At 59.2% G+C, this 15,378-nt stretch carries 15 protein-coding genes; 8 read left to right on the top strand and 7 right to left on the bottom strand.

Features of this window, described 5'->3' with window-relative positions:
- Nucleotides 1-45: 45 nt before the first annotated feature.
- The 5 genes from AC2FIR_RS01745 to AC2FIR_RS01725 all read right to left on the bottom strand — a co-directional run bounded on the left by AC2FIR_RS01745 (nt 46) and on the right by AC2FIR_RS01725 (nt 4,368).
- A complete protein-coding gene (locus AC2FIR_RS01745; RefSeq protein ID WP_496743827.1) occupies nt 46-519 on the bottom strand; it encodes a hypothetical protein in 474 nt (157 codons plus the stop codon).
- 214 nt (nt 520-733) lie between these two features.
- Complete coding sequence (gene eno / locus AC2FIR_RS01740; protein WP_496743825.1) at nt 734-2,008, bottom strand: phosphopyruvate hydratase; 1,275 nt, start codon at nt 2,006-2,008, stop codon at nt 734-736.
- 145 nt (nt 2,009-2,153) lie between these two features.
- Complete coding sequence (locus AC2FIR_RS01735) at nt 2,154-3,035, bottom strand: DMT family transporter (RefSeq protein WP_496761845.1); 882 nt, start codon at nt 3,033-3,035, stop codon at nt 2,154-2,156.
- 136 nt (nt 3,036-3,171) lie between these two features.
- Entirely contained in the window at nt 3,172-3,585 is a 414-nt protein-coding gene (locus AC2FIR_RS01730; RefSeq protein WP_170610551.1) for a Fur family transcriptional regulator, read from the bottom strand.
- Between the two features lie 78 nt (nt 3,586-3,663).
- Nucleotides 3,664-4,368 (bottom strand): endonuclease/exonuclease/phosphatase family protein, encoded by a 705-nt coding sequence (locus tag AC2FIR_RS01725; RefSeq protein WP_170610549.1) that lies wholly within the window; start codon nt 4,366-4,368, stop codon nt 3,664-3,666.
- 171 nt (nt 4,369-4,539) lie between these two features.
- On the opposite strand from AC2FIR_RS01725, the gene AC2FIR_RS01720 reads away from it, so the two are divergent.
- The gene (locus AC2FIR_RS01720; protein WP_480811694.1) at nt 4,540-5,505 is read left to right on the top strand and encodes a cation efflux transmembrane domain-containing protein; all 966 of its coding nucleotides are present in this window, start codon (nt 4,540-4,542) and stop codon (nt 5,503-5,505) included.
- 9 nt (nt 5,506-5,514) lie between these two features.
- Here AC2FIR_RS01720 and AC2FIR_RS01715 read toward each other — a convergent pair whose 3' ends face one another.
- Nucleotides 5,515-6,933 (bottom strand): protein adenylyltransferase SelO, encoded by a 1,419-nt coding sequence (locus AC2FIR_RS01715; protein ID WP_496761843.1) that lies wholly within the window; start codon nt 6,931-6,933, stop codon nt 5,515-5,517.
- 85 nt (nt 6,934-7,018) lie between these two features.
- Here AC2FIR_RS01715 and AC2FIR_RS01710 point away from each other — a divergent pair, with 85 nt between their 5' ends.
- Nucleotides 7,019-7,438, top strand: a complete 420-nt coding sequence (locus AC2FIR_RS01710) for a cupin domain-containing protein (protein ID WP_496743819.1) — start codon at nt 7,019-7,021, stop codon at nt 7,436-7,438.
- 4 nt (nt 7,439-7,442) lie between these two features.
- Nucleotides 7,443-8,333 carry a fatty acid desaturase gene (locus AC2FIR_RS01705; protein WP_496743816.1) on the top strand — a complete coding sequence of 297 codons (891 nt, stop codon included), beginning with the start codon at nt 7,443-7,445 and terminating at the stop codon, nt 8,331-8,333.
- 65 nt (nt 8,334-8,398) lie between these two features.
- Here the strand turns inward: AC2FIR_RS01705 and AC2FIR_RS01700 are convergent, their stop codons facing one another.
- Nucleotides 8,399-9,529, bottom strand: coding sequence for an anhydro-N-acetylmuramic acid kinase (locus AC2FIR_RS01700; RefSeq protein ID WP_496744201.1), 1,131 nt, complete (start codon nt 9,527-9,529; stop codon nt 8,399-8,401).
- Nucleotides 9,530-9,766: 237 nt separating this feature from the next.
- Here AC2FIR_RS01700 and AC2FIR_RS01695 point away from each other — a divergent pair, with 237 nt between their 5' ends.
- The 5 genes from AC2FIR_RS01695 to AC2FIR_RS01675 all read left to right on the top strand — a co-directional run bounded on the left by AC2FIR_RS01695 (nt 9,767) and on the right by AC2FIR_RS01675 (nt 15,331).
- On the top strand, nt 9,767-11,059 hold the full coding sequence (locus AC2FIR_RS01695) for an MFS transporter (protein WP_480811698.1): 1,293 nt from the start codon (nt 9,767-9,769) through the stop codon (nt 11,057-11,059).
- Between the two features lie 87 nt (nt 11,060-11,146).
- A complete protein-coding gene (gene tyrS / locus AC2FIR_RS01690; RefSeq protein WP_170677471.1) occupies nt 11,147-12,397 on the top strand; it encodes a tyrosine--tRNA ligase in 1,251 nt (416 codons plus the stop codon).
- 259 nt (nt 12,398-12,656) lie between these two features.
- The gene (locus tag AC2FIR_RS01685) at nt 12,657-13,925 is read left to right on the top strand and encodes an agmatinase family protein (protein WP_496715118.1); all 1,269 of its coding nucleotides are present in this window, start codon (nt 12,657-12,659) and stop codon (nt 13,923-13,925) included.
- Between the two features lie 181 nt (nt 13,926-14,106).
- Complete coding sequence (locus AC2FIR_RS01680; protein ID WP_480490099.1) at nt 14,107-14,448, top strand: DUF3299 domain-containing protein; 342 nt, start codon at nt 14,107-14,109, stop codon at nt 14,446-14,448.
- Nucleotides 14,449-14,575: 127 nt separating this feature from the next.
- A complete protein-coding gene (locus tag AC2FIR_RS01675) occupies nt 14,576-15,331 on the top strand; it encodes a 3-hydroxyacyl-CoA dehydrogenase (protein ID WP_480490101.1) in 756 nt (251 codons plus the stop codon).
- Nucleotides 15,332-15,378 lie beyond the last annotated feature (47 nt).

Genomic DNA, 15,378 nt, shown 5'->3' with positions numbered 1-15,378 from the left:
GCAATCAGGATAACTCATGTTGAGACACCGCCGTTAGGAACAAGTTCACACATAACGATATAATACTCGGCCATTTTCCGCCGATATGTCTGTTTTCGCGGTCTTTTGACCAGCATATTCACTGCTAGAGCATTGATAACCATAGACGATCCAGCGATCGGACTTTTCGAGCGTTTTCCTAATTTCGTCTCGGATTTTTTGAATATTTTCTGTCCTCGCATCCCGAAATTTACACTTTCGCGACAAAACGCGCCCCTTTGCCACAACCTGAAAGCGATACGGAGAACTGAGATTTTCACCACATGCTCCAGTGACAGACAGCAAGGCGGCAGCTTGAAAACGCCCCCCATCAAAAGCCCTATCGTTTGTAACACATAGAATGAGCAACCGATCTGGCACCTGTTTGACGCCGCTCTGGTTCTCCCAAGCCCTGGATGGGCGAACATAGACCCGATTGCTGATCAGCTCGGTTCTACCACACTGCTGCGCCCCACAACTCGGCCAGAACCCGTTAAACAATCATGTTTCCCAAGCTGCTTGCCGAATGGCATGAACCGGGCGACTACGGGAACTCTTGTCCGAGGCACCTATCCCCAATTCACTGAAATGCCGTACCCCGCCCCCGCCTAATCGGCGAGGGAGGAACATGTTTTTTTGACACGCGGGCCAAAGCATCTGACTCCGCAATGATCTTCAGTCAGGATTCTTATTATTTTTGCCGAAAGGCTCCGACTCAGCGCAGGATCGATGCTCCGGCATATTCCGCGACCTCACCCAGTGACTCCTCGATCCGGATCAGTTGGTTGTACTTGGCCAGCCGGTCCGACCGCGCGAGCGAGCCGGTTTTGATCTGACCACAGTTGGTTGCAACCGCCAGATCAGCGATGGTTGCGTCCTCGGTCTCGCCTGAGCGGTGCGACATCACATTGGTGTAGCGTGCGCGATGCGCCATATCGACAGCGCGCAGGGTCTCGGTCAGCGATCCGATCTGGTTTACCTTGACCAGCATCGAGTTGGCACAACCGCGCTCGATCCCTTCGGCCAGACGCGCCGGGTTGGTTACAAACAGATCATCACCCACCAACTGCACCTTGTCGCCGATCATGTCGGTCAGGGCTTTCCAGCCGTCCCAGTCATCCTCGGACATGCCGTCTTCGATCGAGATGATCGGGTAATCCTTGACCAGCGCCGCCAGATACTCGGCATTTTCCTCGGACGTCAGTGAAATGTTTTCGCCTGACAGGACGTATTTGCCGTCCCTGTAATATTCGGTTGCCGCACAATCCAACGCCAGGTGGATTTCCTCGCCTGGCTTGTAGCCTGCCTTTTCGATGGACTGCAGGATGAAATCCAGAGCCTCGCGGGTGGACGCGATATTGGGGGCAAAGCCACCCTCATCGCCGACACCGGTGGCCAGACCAGCGGCCGACAGTTCACGTTTCAGCGTGTGGAACACCTCGGACCCCATCCGGACGGCTTCGCGAATATTCGCGGCCGAGGTGGGCATGATCATGAATTCCTGAATGTCTATCGGGTTGTCTGCATGTTCACCGCCGTTGATGATGTTCATCATCGGTACAGGTAGAACACGGGCCGAAGTGCCGCCCACATAGCGATACAATGGCTGCGTGGTGAAATCCGCTGCGGCCTTGGCAGTCGCCAGCGAGACACCCAGAATGGCGTTGGCGCCCAGACGGCCCTTGTTTTCGGTCCCGTCCAGTTCGATCATCGCCTGATCGATCGCCACCTGCTCTGTCGCGTCACAACCCACCAGTTCTTCCGCGATCTCACCGTTCACGGCGGCGACGGCTTCCAGAACGCCCTTGCCCATATAGCGCGACTTGTCGCCATCGCGCTTTTCCACCGCTTCATAGGCGCCGGTTGATGCGCCAGAGGGCACAGCGGCGCGGCCCATGGTGCCGTCTTCCAGGATCACGTCCACTTCGACCGTCGGGTTGCCCCGGCTGTCCAGAATTTCACGTGCATGGATGTCGATGATGGTGCTCATAAGGCCCGTCCCTGTGGCTGCGTTCAGTTGCACGCCTCATACCATCAACGGGTGAAAAGTAAACCGGTCATGTTATCGCTAACACATCAAACAGGTGGCCTTTAGGGCTAACAGCACCCTGTTTGCGCCAAACTGCGAAGATCCGTCAGGCCGCAACTGCAATGGCACGCGCCAGACGGCGCTCGCGAACAAAGGTGTAAAGGCCGGAACCCATGATCAGCATGGCACCGGCCAGTGTCATTTGGTCGGGGCGCTCGCCGAACATCAGCATCCCCGCCGCAATCGAGAAGACAAGGCGGGTGTACCGGAATGGCGTCAGGGCCGACGCCTCACCGATCCGCATCGCGGTTACGATGCCATAATATCCCAGAACGCCAAACCCGATCGCGCCAAGATAAGGACCGATCTGCGCCGTTTGCAGCGGAATGACCGGTTGAGCCGAAAACACCATCAGAACCGCACCGGCAAACGCCACCGCGATGTAGGCCTGCAGCGCCACAACAGATGACGCAACGCGAACATCAAGTTTCCGCGTGATCAGATCCCGCGCCGCAATGGCAATCACGGTTGCCACGACAAACAGGGACTCGGGCTGGAAACCTTCAAGTCCGGGACGAATGATCATCAAAACACCGATGAAGCCAACGCCAATCGCGCTCCACCGCCGCCAGCCTACCTGTTCCCCAAGAAACAGCGCCGCCCCCATTGTCACCGCAAGCGGCATCGCCTGGAACACGGCTGCAACTGTGGACAGGTCGACAAGCGACAGGGCGGTAACAAAGGTCAGTGCCCCCACCGCTTCGGTCGCGGCACGGGCCAGAGGCAACGGCTGCCACGCCACCGGGTCAAAGATGTGTTTGCGTGTGGCCAAAGACATCAGCACGAAGACAAGGCTGCAAAACAGCCCCAGAACAATCATGATCTGGCCGGTCGAAACACTGGTCGACAGATGCTTGATGAACATGTCTTCAAGCGAAAAGGCCGCCATCGAGCCAATGATCAGCAATATGCCGTTTAAGTTGTTCATGCGCGTGTCCGTTTGGGTGGGCTGAAAAAATCTGAGCCTGTGAGTCACCAAAACCGGAACATTCGCGACGTCGCAAGCCGGATTACGACAGGTTTAATGAATTGATTTGAAGCGACCAATCGCTTTTCGTGATAGGTCAGTCCTGTTCCAGCGGCACACCATACAGTTCCAGCCGGTGCCCTTTCAGCTTGTAGCCTAGCTTAGCGGCAATCTTTTCCTGCAGTGCCTCGATCTCGGGATCAACGAACTCGATCACCTCGCCCGACTGCATGTCGATCAGATGATCGTGGTGATCGCGCTCGGCGTCCTCATACCGCGCGCGTCCGTCGCCGAATTCCAGCCGCTCCAGTATTCCCGCCTCTTCGAACAATTTGACGGTCCGGTAGACTGTTGCAATGGAAATGCCGGAATCAACGGCCGAGGCGCGCGTGTACAGTTCTTCGACATCCGGATGGTCTTCGCTTTCCTCCAGCACCTGGGCAATTGTGCGGCGCTGCCCCGTCATGCGCAGCCCTTTGGCTTCGCATCGGGTGATGATCGTATCCGGCATGATGACCCCCAGAAGTGTTCGGGTTTCTGTCTTAGTACGTCTGCACGGCGCGCGCCACAGGTGATTTTCCAGTGCGCCCTAGACTGCAGACCGCAGGTCAGCCCAGACCGGCAGATGATCCGACGCAATATGCGCCGGCCGCGCGTTATGTACACCGTGCAGCATTGCCTCAAGGCCGCCGCCCAGCGCGATTCGGTCCAGCGCGCCCAGGGGTTGCGCCGCCGGAAAGCTTGCGACCGGAGGCAGAAACCGCATGCCCGGAACCAGGTGATCCAGCACGGGCTGACGCGACCATTCGTTGAAATCCCCCGCCCAGACAGTCGGCATACTGTTCTGCCCCGCATCGCTGCGCCTGAGTTGCGTCAACTGCTGGCGGCGTGATGCGGGCAGCAGGCCCAGATGCATCCCCATAACCCGAAGCGGACCGATCTGAGTATCGAATTCCACCTGAACGGCCCCGCGCGGCTCCAGCCCCGGCAACTCGTGATGGGATGCGCTGCGCACCTGTATGGCGTCACCCCGCCAGATTACCGCGTTCCCGTGCCAGCCCAGGCTGCCCGCGCCGCCCAGGTCGACAATGTTCCAGCCAGCTTCGTCCAGCATGAAATGCGGCAGCGCCGCAGGCCGGGGCGGCAGACGTTTGTCGGCCTCCTGCAACACCACGATATCCGCTTTCATTCCCTCCAGAACCTGAAGGATACGCTGCGGCTGGCGCCGAAGGTCCAGCCCGACGCATTTCTGAATGTTGTAGCTGGCAAGTCGAAGGGTCGGCGAACGGGTCATGGGCTTCCGGTTGTCGTAGACCTCTAAGATTGCGTCGCCCGTTCCCGTGTGCAACCCCGGAATACTTGTTTTTCGGTGCAATATCCGCGCAGTTCAAATCATTGGCGAAATGCACGCCATTGACTATTTGTGCAGCGGATTGATGTTACTTCGGGGTAAAACGGGATGGCAATGCCGGACACAGACAAGAAGAAACGCCTCGAGGGTCGGTCGCTGCTTGTGGCCATGTGGGGCAACCTGTTCATGGCTGGCGCCGGTATTCTGGCCGGTATCCTGTCAAACTCCAATGCGATTATGATGGATGGCCTGTTTTCCTTGATCGGTTTCGGCTCTGCCGTTCTGGGCCGCCGGATCAGCCAGCGCGTCGGCGCAGGACCCGACAAGCTGCGTCCTTTCGGATATGCGGCGGACGAGGCCATCTTCTCCACCTTCCGTGCCCTGTCACTGCTGGGGCTTGTCCTGTTCGCCATCACAAACGCAATCAAGAACATCTACAGCTATCTCAGCGGCATTGATCCCGAGCCGCTGAATTTCGCGCCGATGTTCGTTTATTTCGCGACGATCGGGGCCACCTGTCTTTTCCTCTGGGCCTTTCATCACTTCACCTGGCGAAAGACCGGAAAGAACAGTTCGATCCTGCGTCTGGAGGCCCGCGCTTCGCTTTTCGATGGCATGATCACCGCCGCCGCCGGACTGGGTCTGGGCGCCATCTACCTATTCCGCGATGGCCCCCTTGCGCCCATCGCTCCGATCGGGGACTCGATCATCGTTCTGGTGCTCTGTCTGCTGGCTGTCGGTACCTATTTTCGCGAGTTCCGGGGCGGTTTGGGAGAACTGGCGAATGTCACCGCAAACCCCGAACACCTGGCGACCGCGCGCCGGGCCCTACGCGAAGCCATCGCCGAAGACGGCGGAACCTTGCGGGACATGTCCGTGACAAAACAGGGGCGCAGCTTTCTGGTGACAGTCTACTATGATCCGGGCCGCCCCGTCACTGCAGACGAAATCGACACCTTGAACCTACGCATGATCAGCGATTCACGAACCGCGCTGCCTGAATCGGATGTGTTGCTTTTGGTCACCCAGTACCAGCGGCGCTGGCCGGACACGATCAACCCGTATCAGGCGACACCCTAGCCTCTGCGCTCACGTGCCACAGAAGGTCGCCCGGACCACTTCATTCTCGGTCGGGGGCCGCATCAGGTCGGCCGCATCGGGCTGATCCACGTATGGGTTCGCCAGTACCTTGTTCAGACTGTGAAACGGCGCGTAGTCCCCTTTCACGGCGGACTGAATCATCTGTTCGACACGGTGATTGCGCGGGATGAAAGCCGGATTGGCCATTGCCATAGCGCTTTGCGGGTCTGCCTCGCGTGCCAGACGCGCGCTCCATCCTTCGGCCCAGGCGTCAAACGCCTTGCGTTCGGTGAACTGGTCCCGTGCCGTATCGCTGCCCAGCGCGCGGAAGGTATTTGTGAAATCGGCGCCGTTCTGGGCCATCCGTGTCAGCAGGTCGGAAATCATTTCAAGGTCGCCGTCCTCTGCCGTCGCAAGACCGATCTTGGCCCGGAACCGGCGCAACCAGTTCGCCTGCAGCAGCTCGGGCATGGCGTGCACGATCTCCGTCGCCTCCTCGACGGCGGCTTCCTTGTCCTCTATCTGCTGGATCAGCGATGTGGCCAGTTGCGCCACATTCCAGACGGCAATCTCGGGCTGGTTGGAATAGGCATACCGCCCCATCCGGTCAATCGAACTGTAGACCGTGTTCGGATGATAGCTGTCCATGAAGGCACACGGCCCGTAATCGATGGTCTCTCCGGCAACCGAGCAATTGTCGGTGTTCATCACCCCGTGAATAAACCCCACGCTCATCCAGCCCGCGATCAGTTGCGCCTGCGCGTCGACAACCGCACGCAGCAGGCCCATAGGGCCGTCTGCGTCGGGATAATGGCGCGCAATCGCATAGTCCGTCAGTCGTTTCAAACTGTCCAACTGCCCGCGCGCGGCAAACACCTGAAAGGTACCCACCCGCAGATGGCTTTGCGCCACACGGGTCAGAACCGCGCCGGGCAACGGACCTTCCCGCAGAACAACCTCACCTGTTTCCACTGCCGCCAGCGCCCGGGTCGTCGGGATGCCCAGCGCGTGCATGGCTTCGGACACCACGTATTCGCGCAGCACAGGACCCAGCCAGGCGCGTCCGTCCCCTTGCCGCGAAAACGGGGTCGGTCCGGACCCTTTCAACTGAATGTCCCGGCGCACCCCATCCGTGCCGACCGTCTCACCCAAAAGTACGGCGCGGCCATCGCCCAGTTGCGGATTGTAGTGCCCGAACTGATGCCCGGCATAAAGCTGCGCCAACGGTTCGGCCCCTGCAGGCACGGCGTTTCCGGCAAAGGTCTCGGCCATTTCCTGCACATCACCCGCGGAAATTCGCAGAACCTTGGCCAGATCGGCATTGAACGCGATCATCTGCGGCGCACGAACGGGAACCGGCGCCTGCCGCGCAAAAAACGAATCCGGCAGCCGGGCGTAGGAATTGTCAAAGGGGATCGTCAGGGTCATGCGCCAAACATATGGCCTGTGCCTGCGATTGCCATAGCGGATCACGCCATCCCGTGCATAATTGCCCCGAACATCCGAGGATCAAATGACCGCACAAGAGATCATCAATCACCTGCAAATGCAGCGCCACCCTGAAGGCGGCTGGTTCCGGGAAACCTGGCGCGCCAGCAATTCAGGCCGCGCCACTGGAACCTGCATCTATTTCCTTCTGCGGCAAGACGAAAGCAGCCGCTGGCACCGCGTCGATGCCACCGAAATCTGGCTTTACCACGCCGGCGCGCCGTTGGTCCTTTCGCTGAGCGCAACCAGCCACGGCCCGGCCACCGACCACCTGCTCACCGCCAATCTGTCTGAGGGTGAGCCGCAACTGATCGTGCCGGAAAACCACTGGCAATCCGCCCGCAGCACTGGCGCCTACACATTGGTCAGTTGCACGGTCTCGCCGGGGTTTCAGTTCGAAGGCTTCGAACTGGCCGAACCCGGCTTCGACATCCCGCGCGGCTGACCTCATGGATCACCGCGCACTCGTCTCTTCCATCCCGGCAGACACAAAGGACCGTCTGCAAAGGCGCTCGGACATCTTCGGGTTGAAACATCTTCTGATCTATCTTGGGGTTCTGACTGCAACCAGTGCCGGCATCGCTGCACAAATCCCGTTCTGGCCCGTTCTGCTCTTGCCGCAGGGCATTCTTCTTGTCTTCCTGTTCACGCTCAGCCACGAATGCACCCACAAAACCCCGCTCCGGACCGGATGGCTCAACGACGCGGTCGGCCACGTGGTCTCGGTTCCCATCGCGCTGCCCTTCACATGGTTTCGCTTTTTCCACCTGGCCCACCACAAATGGACCAATCACCCGCAGAATGACCCCGAGCTCGACGGCAAGCCCCGCCCGGACAACTGGCGCAGCCTTGCGGTCTACCTCAGCGGCTGGCCCTACTGGTCCGGCATGGCACAGGTGATGTTCCGAAACGCTTTCGGCAGGATCGACGCGCCCTACCCGCCCGCCCGCCAGCATCGCGCAATCCGGGCCGAGGCGCGCTGTCTCCTGTCCCTCTACACCCTCGCGGTCCTCAGCCTGTTGTTTTCCCCAACCCTCTTCTGGCTGTGGATCCTTCCGGTTCTGATCGGCCAGCCGTTCTTGCGTCGCTACCTGTTGGCCGAACACGGCCTCTGCCCGCCCGTCGCCAACATGCTGGAAAACTCGCGCACCACCTTTACCAACAGGCTGATCCGCTTTCTCGCCTGGAACATGCCCTACCACGCGGAACACCACGCGTTTCCGAACGTCCCGTTCCATCAGTTGCCCGAACTGCACCGCTGGACACAGGCGCATCTGAAATCCACGTCAAACGGCTATGCCGAATTCACCTCGGACTACACCCAAAGCCTTAGCCGTTAGGATCCGTTCTTCATCTGGCCACAAATATCCCGGGGTGAGGCCGCAAGGCCGAGGGGCAGCGCCCCTTACCCGCCAACCGCGACCCCAGGGGACGGCGAGGATACAATCCCGCCCCCCACCAACGCCTTGACCCCGGTTGTTCCCGGGCACGAGGTCGGCAGCCCCCGCGCGACGCGCACGGCGAGATAGGCAAAAGCCTGCGCCTCCAGCATGTCGCCATCCAGTCCGACGGCCTCGACCGGTTCGACCGGACAATCCAGTGACACACTCAGCATCTTCATCAGCACCGGATTGCGCCGTCCGCCGCCCGTAACCAGCACCCGTTCGGGCGGTTTCGGGCAATGTTCCATCCCCTGCGCCACACCGGCCGCGCACATCCCGGTCAGGGTTGCGACCGCATCCGCATCGCCGAGCTCTCTGACCAGTTCAATCATCTCCGCAAAATCGTTGCGATCCAGTGATTTCGGCGGCATACGGGCAAAGAACGGCTCGGCCAGAAACAGCTCAAGCGCGCCGGTCTCCACCGAACCGCCCCGCGCCACGGCCCCGTCCCGATCCATTGGCAAACCCAACCTCGCCTGCATCAGATCGTCAACCGGCGCATTGGCCGGACCCGTGTCAAAAGCCAGCAGCGCGCCCGGCGCCTCTGGCCCGGCACAGGCCGGATCCACATAGGTCAGGTTGCCGACCCCGCCAAGGTTCAGGAAACACAGTGGCCGGGTCGCGCCAATCCATTTGGCGCAGGCAAAGTGAAAGAACGGTGCCAGCGGCGCCCCCTCGCCCCCCATCGCCACGTCGTCGCTGCGGAAATCCCAGACCACCGGCAAGCCCAGCGCCTGCGACAGGCCAACGCCATCGCCAACCTGCAACGTCCCTTGTGTTTTCGGCGCATGGGCCAGGGTCTGTCCGTGAAACCCGATAACGTCCACCTCTTCGAACTCTGACAGAAGCTCGGCATGGGCGCGGGTCACCAACTCCTCCGCTGCGTCGACCTCGGGGCCGTGCCAGCGTCCCAGCGCCCTGCGCAACAGCGTGCGTTCCTCATCCGAATAGGCGCGGTACAGGCTTTCCCCAAACCCGAGAATCTCGCGCCCGTCCGTTACCACTACGGCGGCATCCACCCCGTCCAGGGAAGTTCCGGACATGGCGCCCAAAGCTCTGACGGACCCGTTTTTCTTGATGGCCTGCCCCACCATTGTCTCTCCTGCAACTTCATTCTGCGCCTGAAATCCCGGCGTCAGGCTCAACCTGCCCATGTATAGCCGTACAAAGCAAGTCGCATGGAATTCGCCGATCACAAGGCAACCGGAATCGTTGCCTCAAATCTATATCCAACCCGGCACCGCGATCTGACTGTGCGGGATTTGCGAAAAAGTGACGGAGTATGGCAAGTTACAACCATATGGAAACCAGAACACCCGAGTCATTACCTGATGCAGCGACCGGACACCCCCGAGGGCACCAATCCGATTGAGGCCCGCAACTACCAGCTGATTTTCTGGTCAGGCGCGCTGGCGACGATCGGCGGGCAACTGGTCAACCCCCGGCTGGTTCTGCCATTCCTCTATCTTGCGCTTGGTGCCCCCACCTTCGTTGCAGGGCTGCTGCTGCCGTTTGTCACCGGCGCAAGGCTGATTGCAGAAATCTTCGTCTCGCCCTTCATCAACCGCGTGACGCGCGCGAAAGTGGCGGTCTATATCCCAAACATCCTGACCGGGGCCATCCTGGCCGTCGTGGCGTTGTTTGCCACCAACCTGCCACAGATCATGGTGGTCGCATTGTTCCTGATCACCGCGATCATCATGGGCCTGTGTCAGGGGATCACCAGCCTTGGCACCAGCCAGATCTACGGCGTGTCGGTTCCCAAGGCCAAGCGTAACCGGATGGTCTTTGCCCAGGCCACGATCTCGGGCGTTCTGGCCATTGTGATCGTCTGGATCACCAAGGATCTTCTGGCCTCAGAAGAACCCCTGCAACGCCATATCGTCGTCATGTGGTGCGGTGTTGTCGCGATGTTTGCCGCCGGTATCAGCTTTGCCGGAGTCCGCCTGCTTGAGGAAGAACACGCTGCCAAACCCGCACCGGCACAAAAGCCCAAACCCCTCGCCGAGCTTGCCACCGGCTTCAAAACCGGCATGGCCCTGGGCTGGTATCGCAAATTTCTGACCGCCCGTATGATCTTCATCTCGGTGGAACTGGCCATGCCGTTCTACACCATCCACGCGGCGACCTACCATGTGGGCACCAAACACTCGCTCAGCTACTTCGTCATGGCCGCCAGCGCAGGTGTCGTGATCGGCTCGGTCGTCTGGGGCTGGCTCAGCGGGCGCATATCGGTCAAGCCGGTCATGTGGCTGGGGTGCCTGATTTCGATGATATCGGCCATTCTGGCGCTGGCGTTCACGATGCTGGGTTACGCACAGAACGTCTGGCTCTACGCGCTGGTGATCCTGCTGCTGTCCGTCGGAGGTAATGGCGTGATCTACGGTCGCTACCTCTATCTGATCGAGTTGACCGAGGAAAAGGAACGTCCCTACCTTGTCGCGCTGGGGGACGTGATTGCCGGATTGGTCGGCATCGTGTTCGCCGCCATTCTTGGCGCCGTGGCCCATCTGCATGACCCGGTCACGCCCATTTTCGTGCTGGCGGTGCTGAACCTGATCGCAATGATATACGCGTTCAGCCTGCCACCGGTCGACCAGTCACCTGAACCGAAAGACCCCTAGGCATCGATCTCAGCGAAAAAGGTGCCTTTCCCTTACCCATCCCGCCGCCTATACAGTGCCCCGCAACATCAACCCCGAGGGCACGATATGAACTACCACCCCAAATCGGATTTCATCGCCACGATGATCGAGCGCGGCTTTCTCGCCGACTGCACCGATTATCAGGGCCTTGACGACGCGCTGATCAGCGGGGTGCAAACTGCCTATATCGGATATGACGCCACGGCGCAGTCGCTGCACGTGGGTCATTTGATGAACATCATGGTTCTGCGCTGGCTGCAAAAGACCGGCCACAAGCCGATCACCCTGATGGGCGGCGGCACGACCAAGGTGGGCGACCCCTCGTTCCGCTCGGACGAGCGCCCTTTGCTGGGCCCCGAACAGATCGACGCCAATATCGCGGGCATGAAGCAGGTTTTCGCCAAATACCTGTCCTATGACGACAGCGAGACCGGCGCGCTGATGCTGAACAATGCCGAATGGCTGGACGGTCTGAACTACCTCGATTTCCTGCGCGATATCGGGCGGCATTTCTCAGTCAACCGGATGCTGAGCTTTGAATCGGTGAAATCACGCCTGGACCGTGAACAATCGCTGTCCTTCCTCGAGTTCAACTACATGATCCTGCAGGCCTACGACTTCCTCGAGTTGAACCGCCGCTATGGCTGCGTTCTGCAGATGGGCGGTTCAGACCAGTGGGGCAATATCGTCAACGGCATAGACCTGACCCGCCGGGTTCTGGATCAGGAGATCTACGGCCTGACCACACCGCTGCTGACGACCAGCGATGGCCGCAAGATGGGCAAGTCGCAGGGCGGCGCGGTCTGGCTGAACGGTGACATGCTGAGCGCCTACGAATTCTGGCAGTTCTGGCGCAACACCACCGACGCAGATGTGGGCCGCTTCCTTAAAATCTTCACGGAACTCCCTGTCGAGGAATGCAACCGCATGGGCGCGCTGGCCGGGTCCGAGATCAACGAGGCCAAAATCCGTCTCGCCAACGAAGTCACCACGCTGCTGCATGGGGCCGACGCCGCCGCGACGGCAGAAGCCACCGCCCGCGAGGTTTTCGAAAAAGGCGGTGTCGGAGGTGATCTGCCCACCCTGACCCTCAGCGTGGATGAACTGGGCGACGGCATGTCCATCGTGCAGATCATCGTGAAATCCGGCCTGGCAAAATCGGGCAAGGAAGCCAAACGCCTGATCGCCGAAAACGGCGCCAAACTGGACGACGCACCGTTGACGGATGCGGGCCTGATGATCGACGCAGGCGCGCTGTCTTCACCGATCAAGCTGAGCGCCGGAAAAAAGCGTCATGCGCTGGTGCAGCTGGGCTGAAGACAAATACAATTCTTCGAAGCGGCCATCTGACCGGTGGCCGTTTTCGTTTGACCGCCAAGCTTAACCGTGGGCGGAGCGCCAGCTAAGTGGACAAGGTCGCAAGTCTGGAAAAGAAACTCTGGATTTGCAGGAGGAAAAACATGCTGACAAAAGGCCTTAAATCCCAGTGCAAAGGACACGCCCGAGCCAGAATTTGCGAAAATCCGCAGTTTCGGCGATAGTTTCGGTTCAGCCAAAACCAAGGGAGGAGCCTCCGGTGTTTCAAAGTCTCCAATTCACGCTCGCTATTTTGTGCGTTGCCTTTGCAAGTTCCGCAAACGCTCAAATTTATGGTCATGAATTCGAAGGTGCCCAAGCACCGATCCGTGAGGGGGAACAACCCGTTATTCCTTTGGACACTGAAGATCCAACTTACAATGCATGGCGCACTCCTTTGCCAAGTTTTGAAGGAGAGCGTGAAGGACGAGAACCCGGGGTTGTCGACCCTCAGCGTTTCCCTGGTCAAGGCTATATGCAACTCCCAACTTTCTTGCACCAACCGTTAGCATTCACGCCCGGCGATCTAGCCGCTGCTGAAGTTGACGTCGCCATCATGGGTGCCTTTACTGACATGGGGACCGGCGCACGCGGGGCGTCGCGCGGTCCGAATGCAGTTCGTAACTCCTCGTTGTATCTCGGCCGTGGGGCGCGGCAGCCGCATATGCACGTCATGGTTGATCCGCTGCAGGAAATGACAGTTGTTGACTACGGAAACGCCCCGAACGACATCATGAGCACCGAGCGCACAATTCATGCGGTCCGTTCTTTTGTTGGTCAGGCAGCGGCAGTGCAACACGCTGACGGCAGCCATGTGATACCTTTTATTGTTGGTGGTGATCATTCACTGATGTACCCAAACGTCGCTGCGATGACGGACGTTTATGGAAAAGGCAATGTGGGCGTCGTTCATTTCGATGCACACTACGATGCCGGAAAGTATGGCTTTGGACACCTGATCAACCATGGCATGCCTGTTTTCAGGTTGATCGAAGAAGACTTGGTCGAGGGCAAAAACTTCATTCAAGTCGCATTGCGCGGATACTACCCGGATGAAAAAGCGTTTGAGTGGATGCGCACCAACCAATTCCGCTATCATACCATGGCCGAGATCGAACATCGCGGCTGGGACGCGGTTATGGAAGACGTCATTGTCGAAGCAAATGACGGGCCGGAGTTTATCTATATCTCTTTCGACATCGACACTTTTGACCCGGCATTTGTCCCCGGCACGGGAACGCCCGAACCTGGCGGCCTGATGCCGCGCGAGATCTTTCCGATAATTCGTCGTCTCTGCGCCGAGTCGAATGTGATTGGGTTCGAAATTGTCGAACTGGCTCCGTTGATGGACCCAACCTACGTTTCGGCTTTGAATGCCAATCGAACGATCAGGGAATGCCTGACCGGCATTGCGATGCGTAAACAGGGTCTGACCGAACCGGATTACAAAAGCCCGCTCACTGTTTCACACGGTCAGAATGACAATTAGGCTTCCGGTATGTTCAGTCTTCTTTGTTTCTCTGACCGGTTTGGCAGCACAGTCCGAGCCGCAGAAGATTTCATGGTCTGATCTTCGCGAAGGCCGCCTTGTCGAGTGCGCTCAGTTTTTGGATGAATACCTGTCAAACCCAAGTTGCCTGCCCAGAGACTTAAGCGATCGCATGCTATCGATGCAGATTGCCGAATGCGTGCCGGGGAACTCTGACCTGGAAGGCGGCCTTGTTCTCATTGCCGGGTACGCTCATCCCGTTGAGTTTGAATTCAAGGACGTGAAAGACTTCCTGTTGGTGCCACTGTTGTCTCAGACGTGCCGGCATCCAACCGCACCACTTCCTGATCAGGTAATTTCTGTTGAGTATCCGGAAGGCGTCGACATATCTGCGGACCCGGTTTGGGTGACAGGTGAAATCTTCATCCGACAGTCTCAGAGCGAACTCGCGCCTTCAGTCTACAAGATCAAAGCTTCGGACGTTGTCACAGCAACCATTCCTGACGTCTCAGCCGCCGAGTGAAACCACCCGTCAGGCGATACACTACCCAATTGGGACGGAAACGGACCTTCCTGCACACACGACTGGACAGGCATAGCCTCTTCCCATTAAATGAACGCACGTTCAAATCACCGCAGAGGAACCCGCCATGCAATTGTCCACCACAGCCGCGATCGTCACCGGCGGCGCATCCGGATTGGGCGAAGCCACTGCCCGCTATTTTGCCGAAAACGGTGCTCAGGTCACGATTCTGGACCGGGACGCCGACCGGGGAACGCAGGTGGCAGAGGATATCAATGGGCACTTTGCGAATACGGATGTAACTGACGAGGCCTCGGTCTCTGCTGCCATCGCATTGGCCACGGACAAGATGGGCAAGATCACGGCCGCCGTGAACTGCGCCGGTATCGCCTATGGCATCAAGACGGTCGGCAAGGATGGCCCCCACCCGCTGGACGCGTTCCAGCGAACCATCGACATCAATCTGGTCGGCACCTTCAACGTGTCACGTCTCGCCGCAACCGAGATGGCGCGGAACGAACCCGAACCCGACGGCGCACGCGGGGTGATCATCAACACGGCGTCGATCGCGGCTTTCGACGGTCAGAAAGGTCAGGCCGCCTATGCTGCCTCCAAAGGTGGTGTGGTGGGCATGACCCTGCCCATGGCCCGTGATCTGGCCTCGACCGGCATACGCGTCATGACCATCGCGCCCGGTATCTTCATGACCCCGATGCTGGCCGGGTTGCCGGAAGAGGTGCAGCAGCAGCTTGCCGCCGACGTGCCCAATCCGCCCCGTCTGGGTGATCCGCGTGAATACGGGCGGCTGGCTGGATTCATCGTCGAGATGGGTTACCTGAACGGCGAAGTCATCCGCATCGACGGCGCGCTGCGCATGCGCTGATGCACCGAATACGGCCGCAGGAATTTGGTACAAACCAAACACACCCG

This window comes from Ruegeria sp. CDSB136, assembly GCF_059610965.1.
This window is presented reverse-complemented; position numbering and strand designations above follow the sequence as displayed.

Excerpts from the sequence above, each read along its gene's own strand:
- eno (WP_496743825.1), bottom strand. The coding sequence starts at position 2,008 with ATGAGCACCATCATCGACATCCATGCACGTGAAATTCTGGACAGCCGG.
- AC2FIR_RS01735 (WP_496761845.1), bottom strand. The coding sequence starts at position 3,035 with ATGAACAACTTAAACGGCATATTGCTGATCATTGGCTCGATGGCGGCC.
- AC2FIR_RS01730 (WP_170610551.1), bottom strand. The coding sequence starts at position 3,585 with ATGCCGGATACGATCATCACCCGATGCGAAGCCAAAGGGCTGCGCATG.
- AC2FIR_RS01725 (WP_170610549.1), bottom strand. The coding sequence starts at position 4,368 with ATGACCCGTTCGCCGACCCTTCGACTTGCCAGCTACAACATTCAGAAA.
- AC2FIR_RS01720 (WP_480811694.1), top strand. The coding sequence starts at position 4,540 with ATGCCGGACACAGACAAGAAGAAACGCCTCGAGGGTCGGTCGCTGCTT.
- AC2FIR_RS01715 (WP_496761843.1), bottom strand. The coding sequence starts at position 6,933 with ATGACCCTGACGATCCCCTTTGACAATTCCTACGCCCGGCTGCCGGAT.
- AC2FIR_RS01710 (WP_496743819.1), top strand. The coding sequence starts at position 7,019 with ATGACCGCACAAGAGATCATCAATCACCTGCAAATGCAGCGCCACCCT.
- AC2FIR_RS01705 (WP_496743816.1), top strand. The coding sequence starts at position 7,443 with ATGGATCACCGCGCACTCGTCTCTTCCATCCCGGCAGACACAAAGGAC.
- AC2FIR_RS01700 (WP_496744201.1), bottom strand. The coding sequence starts at position 9,529 with ATGGTGGGGCAGGCCATCAAGAAAAACGGGTCCGTCAGAGCTTTGGGC.
- AC2FIR_RS01695 (WP_480811698.1), top strand. The coding sequence starts at position 9,767 with ATGCAGCGACCGGACACCCCCGAGGGCACCAATCCGATTGAGGCCCGC.
- tyrS (WP_170677471.1), top strand. The coding sequence starts at position 11,147 with ATGAACTACCACCCCAAATCGGATTTCATCGCCACGATGATCGAGCGC.
- AC2FIR_RS01680 (WP_480490099.1), top strand. The coding sequence starts at position 14,107 with ATGCAGATTGCCGAATGCGTGCCGGGGAACTCTGACCTGGAAGGCGGC.
- AC2FIR_RS01675 (WP_480490101.1), top strand. The coding sequence starts at position 14,576 with ATGCAATTGTCCACCACAGCCGCGATCGTCACCGGCGGCGCATCCGGA.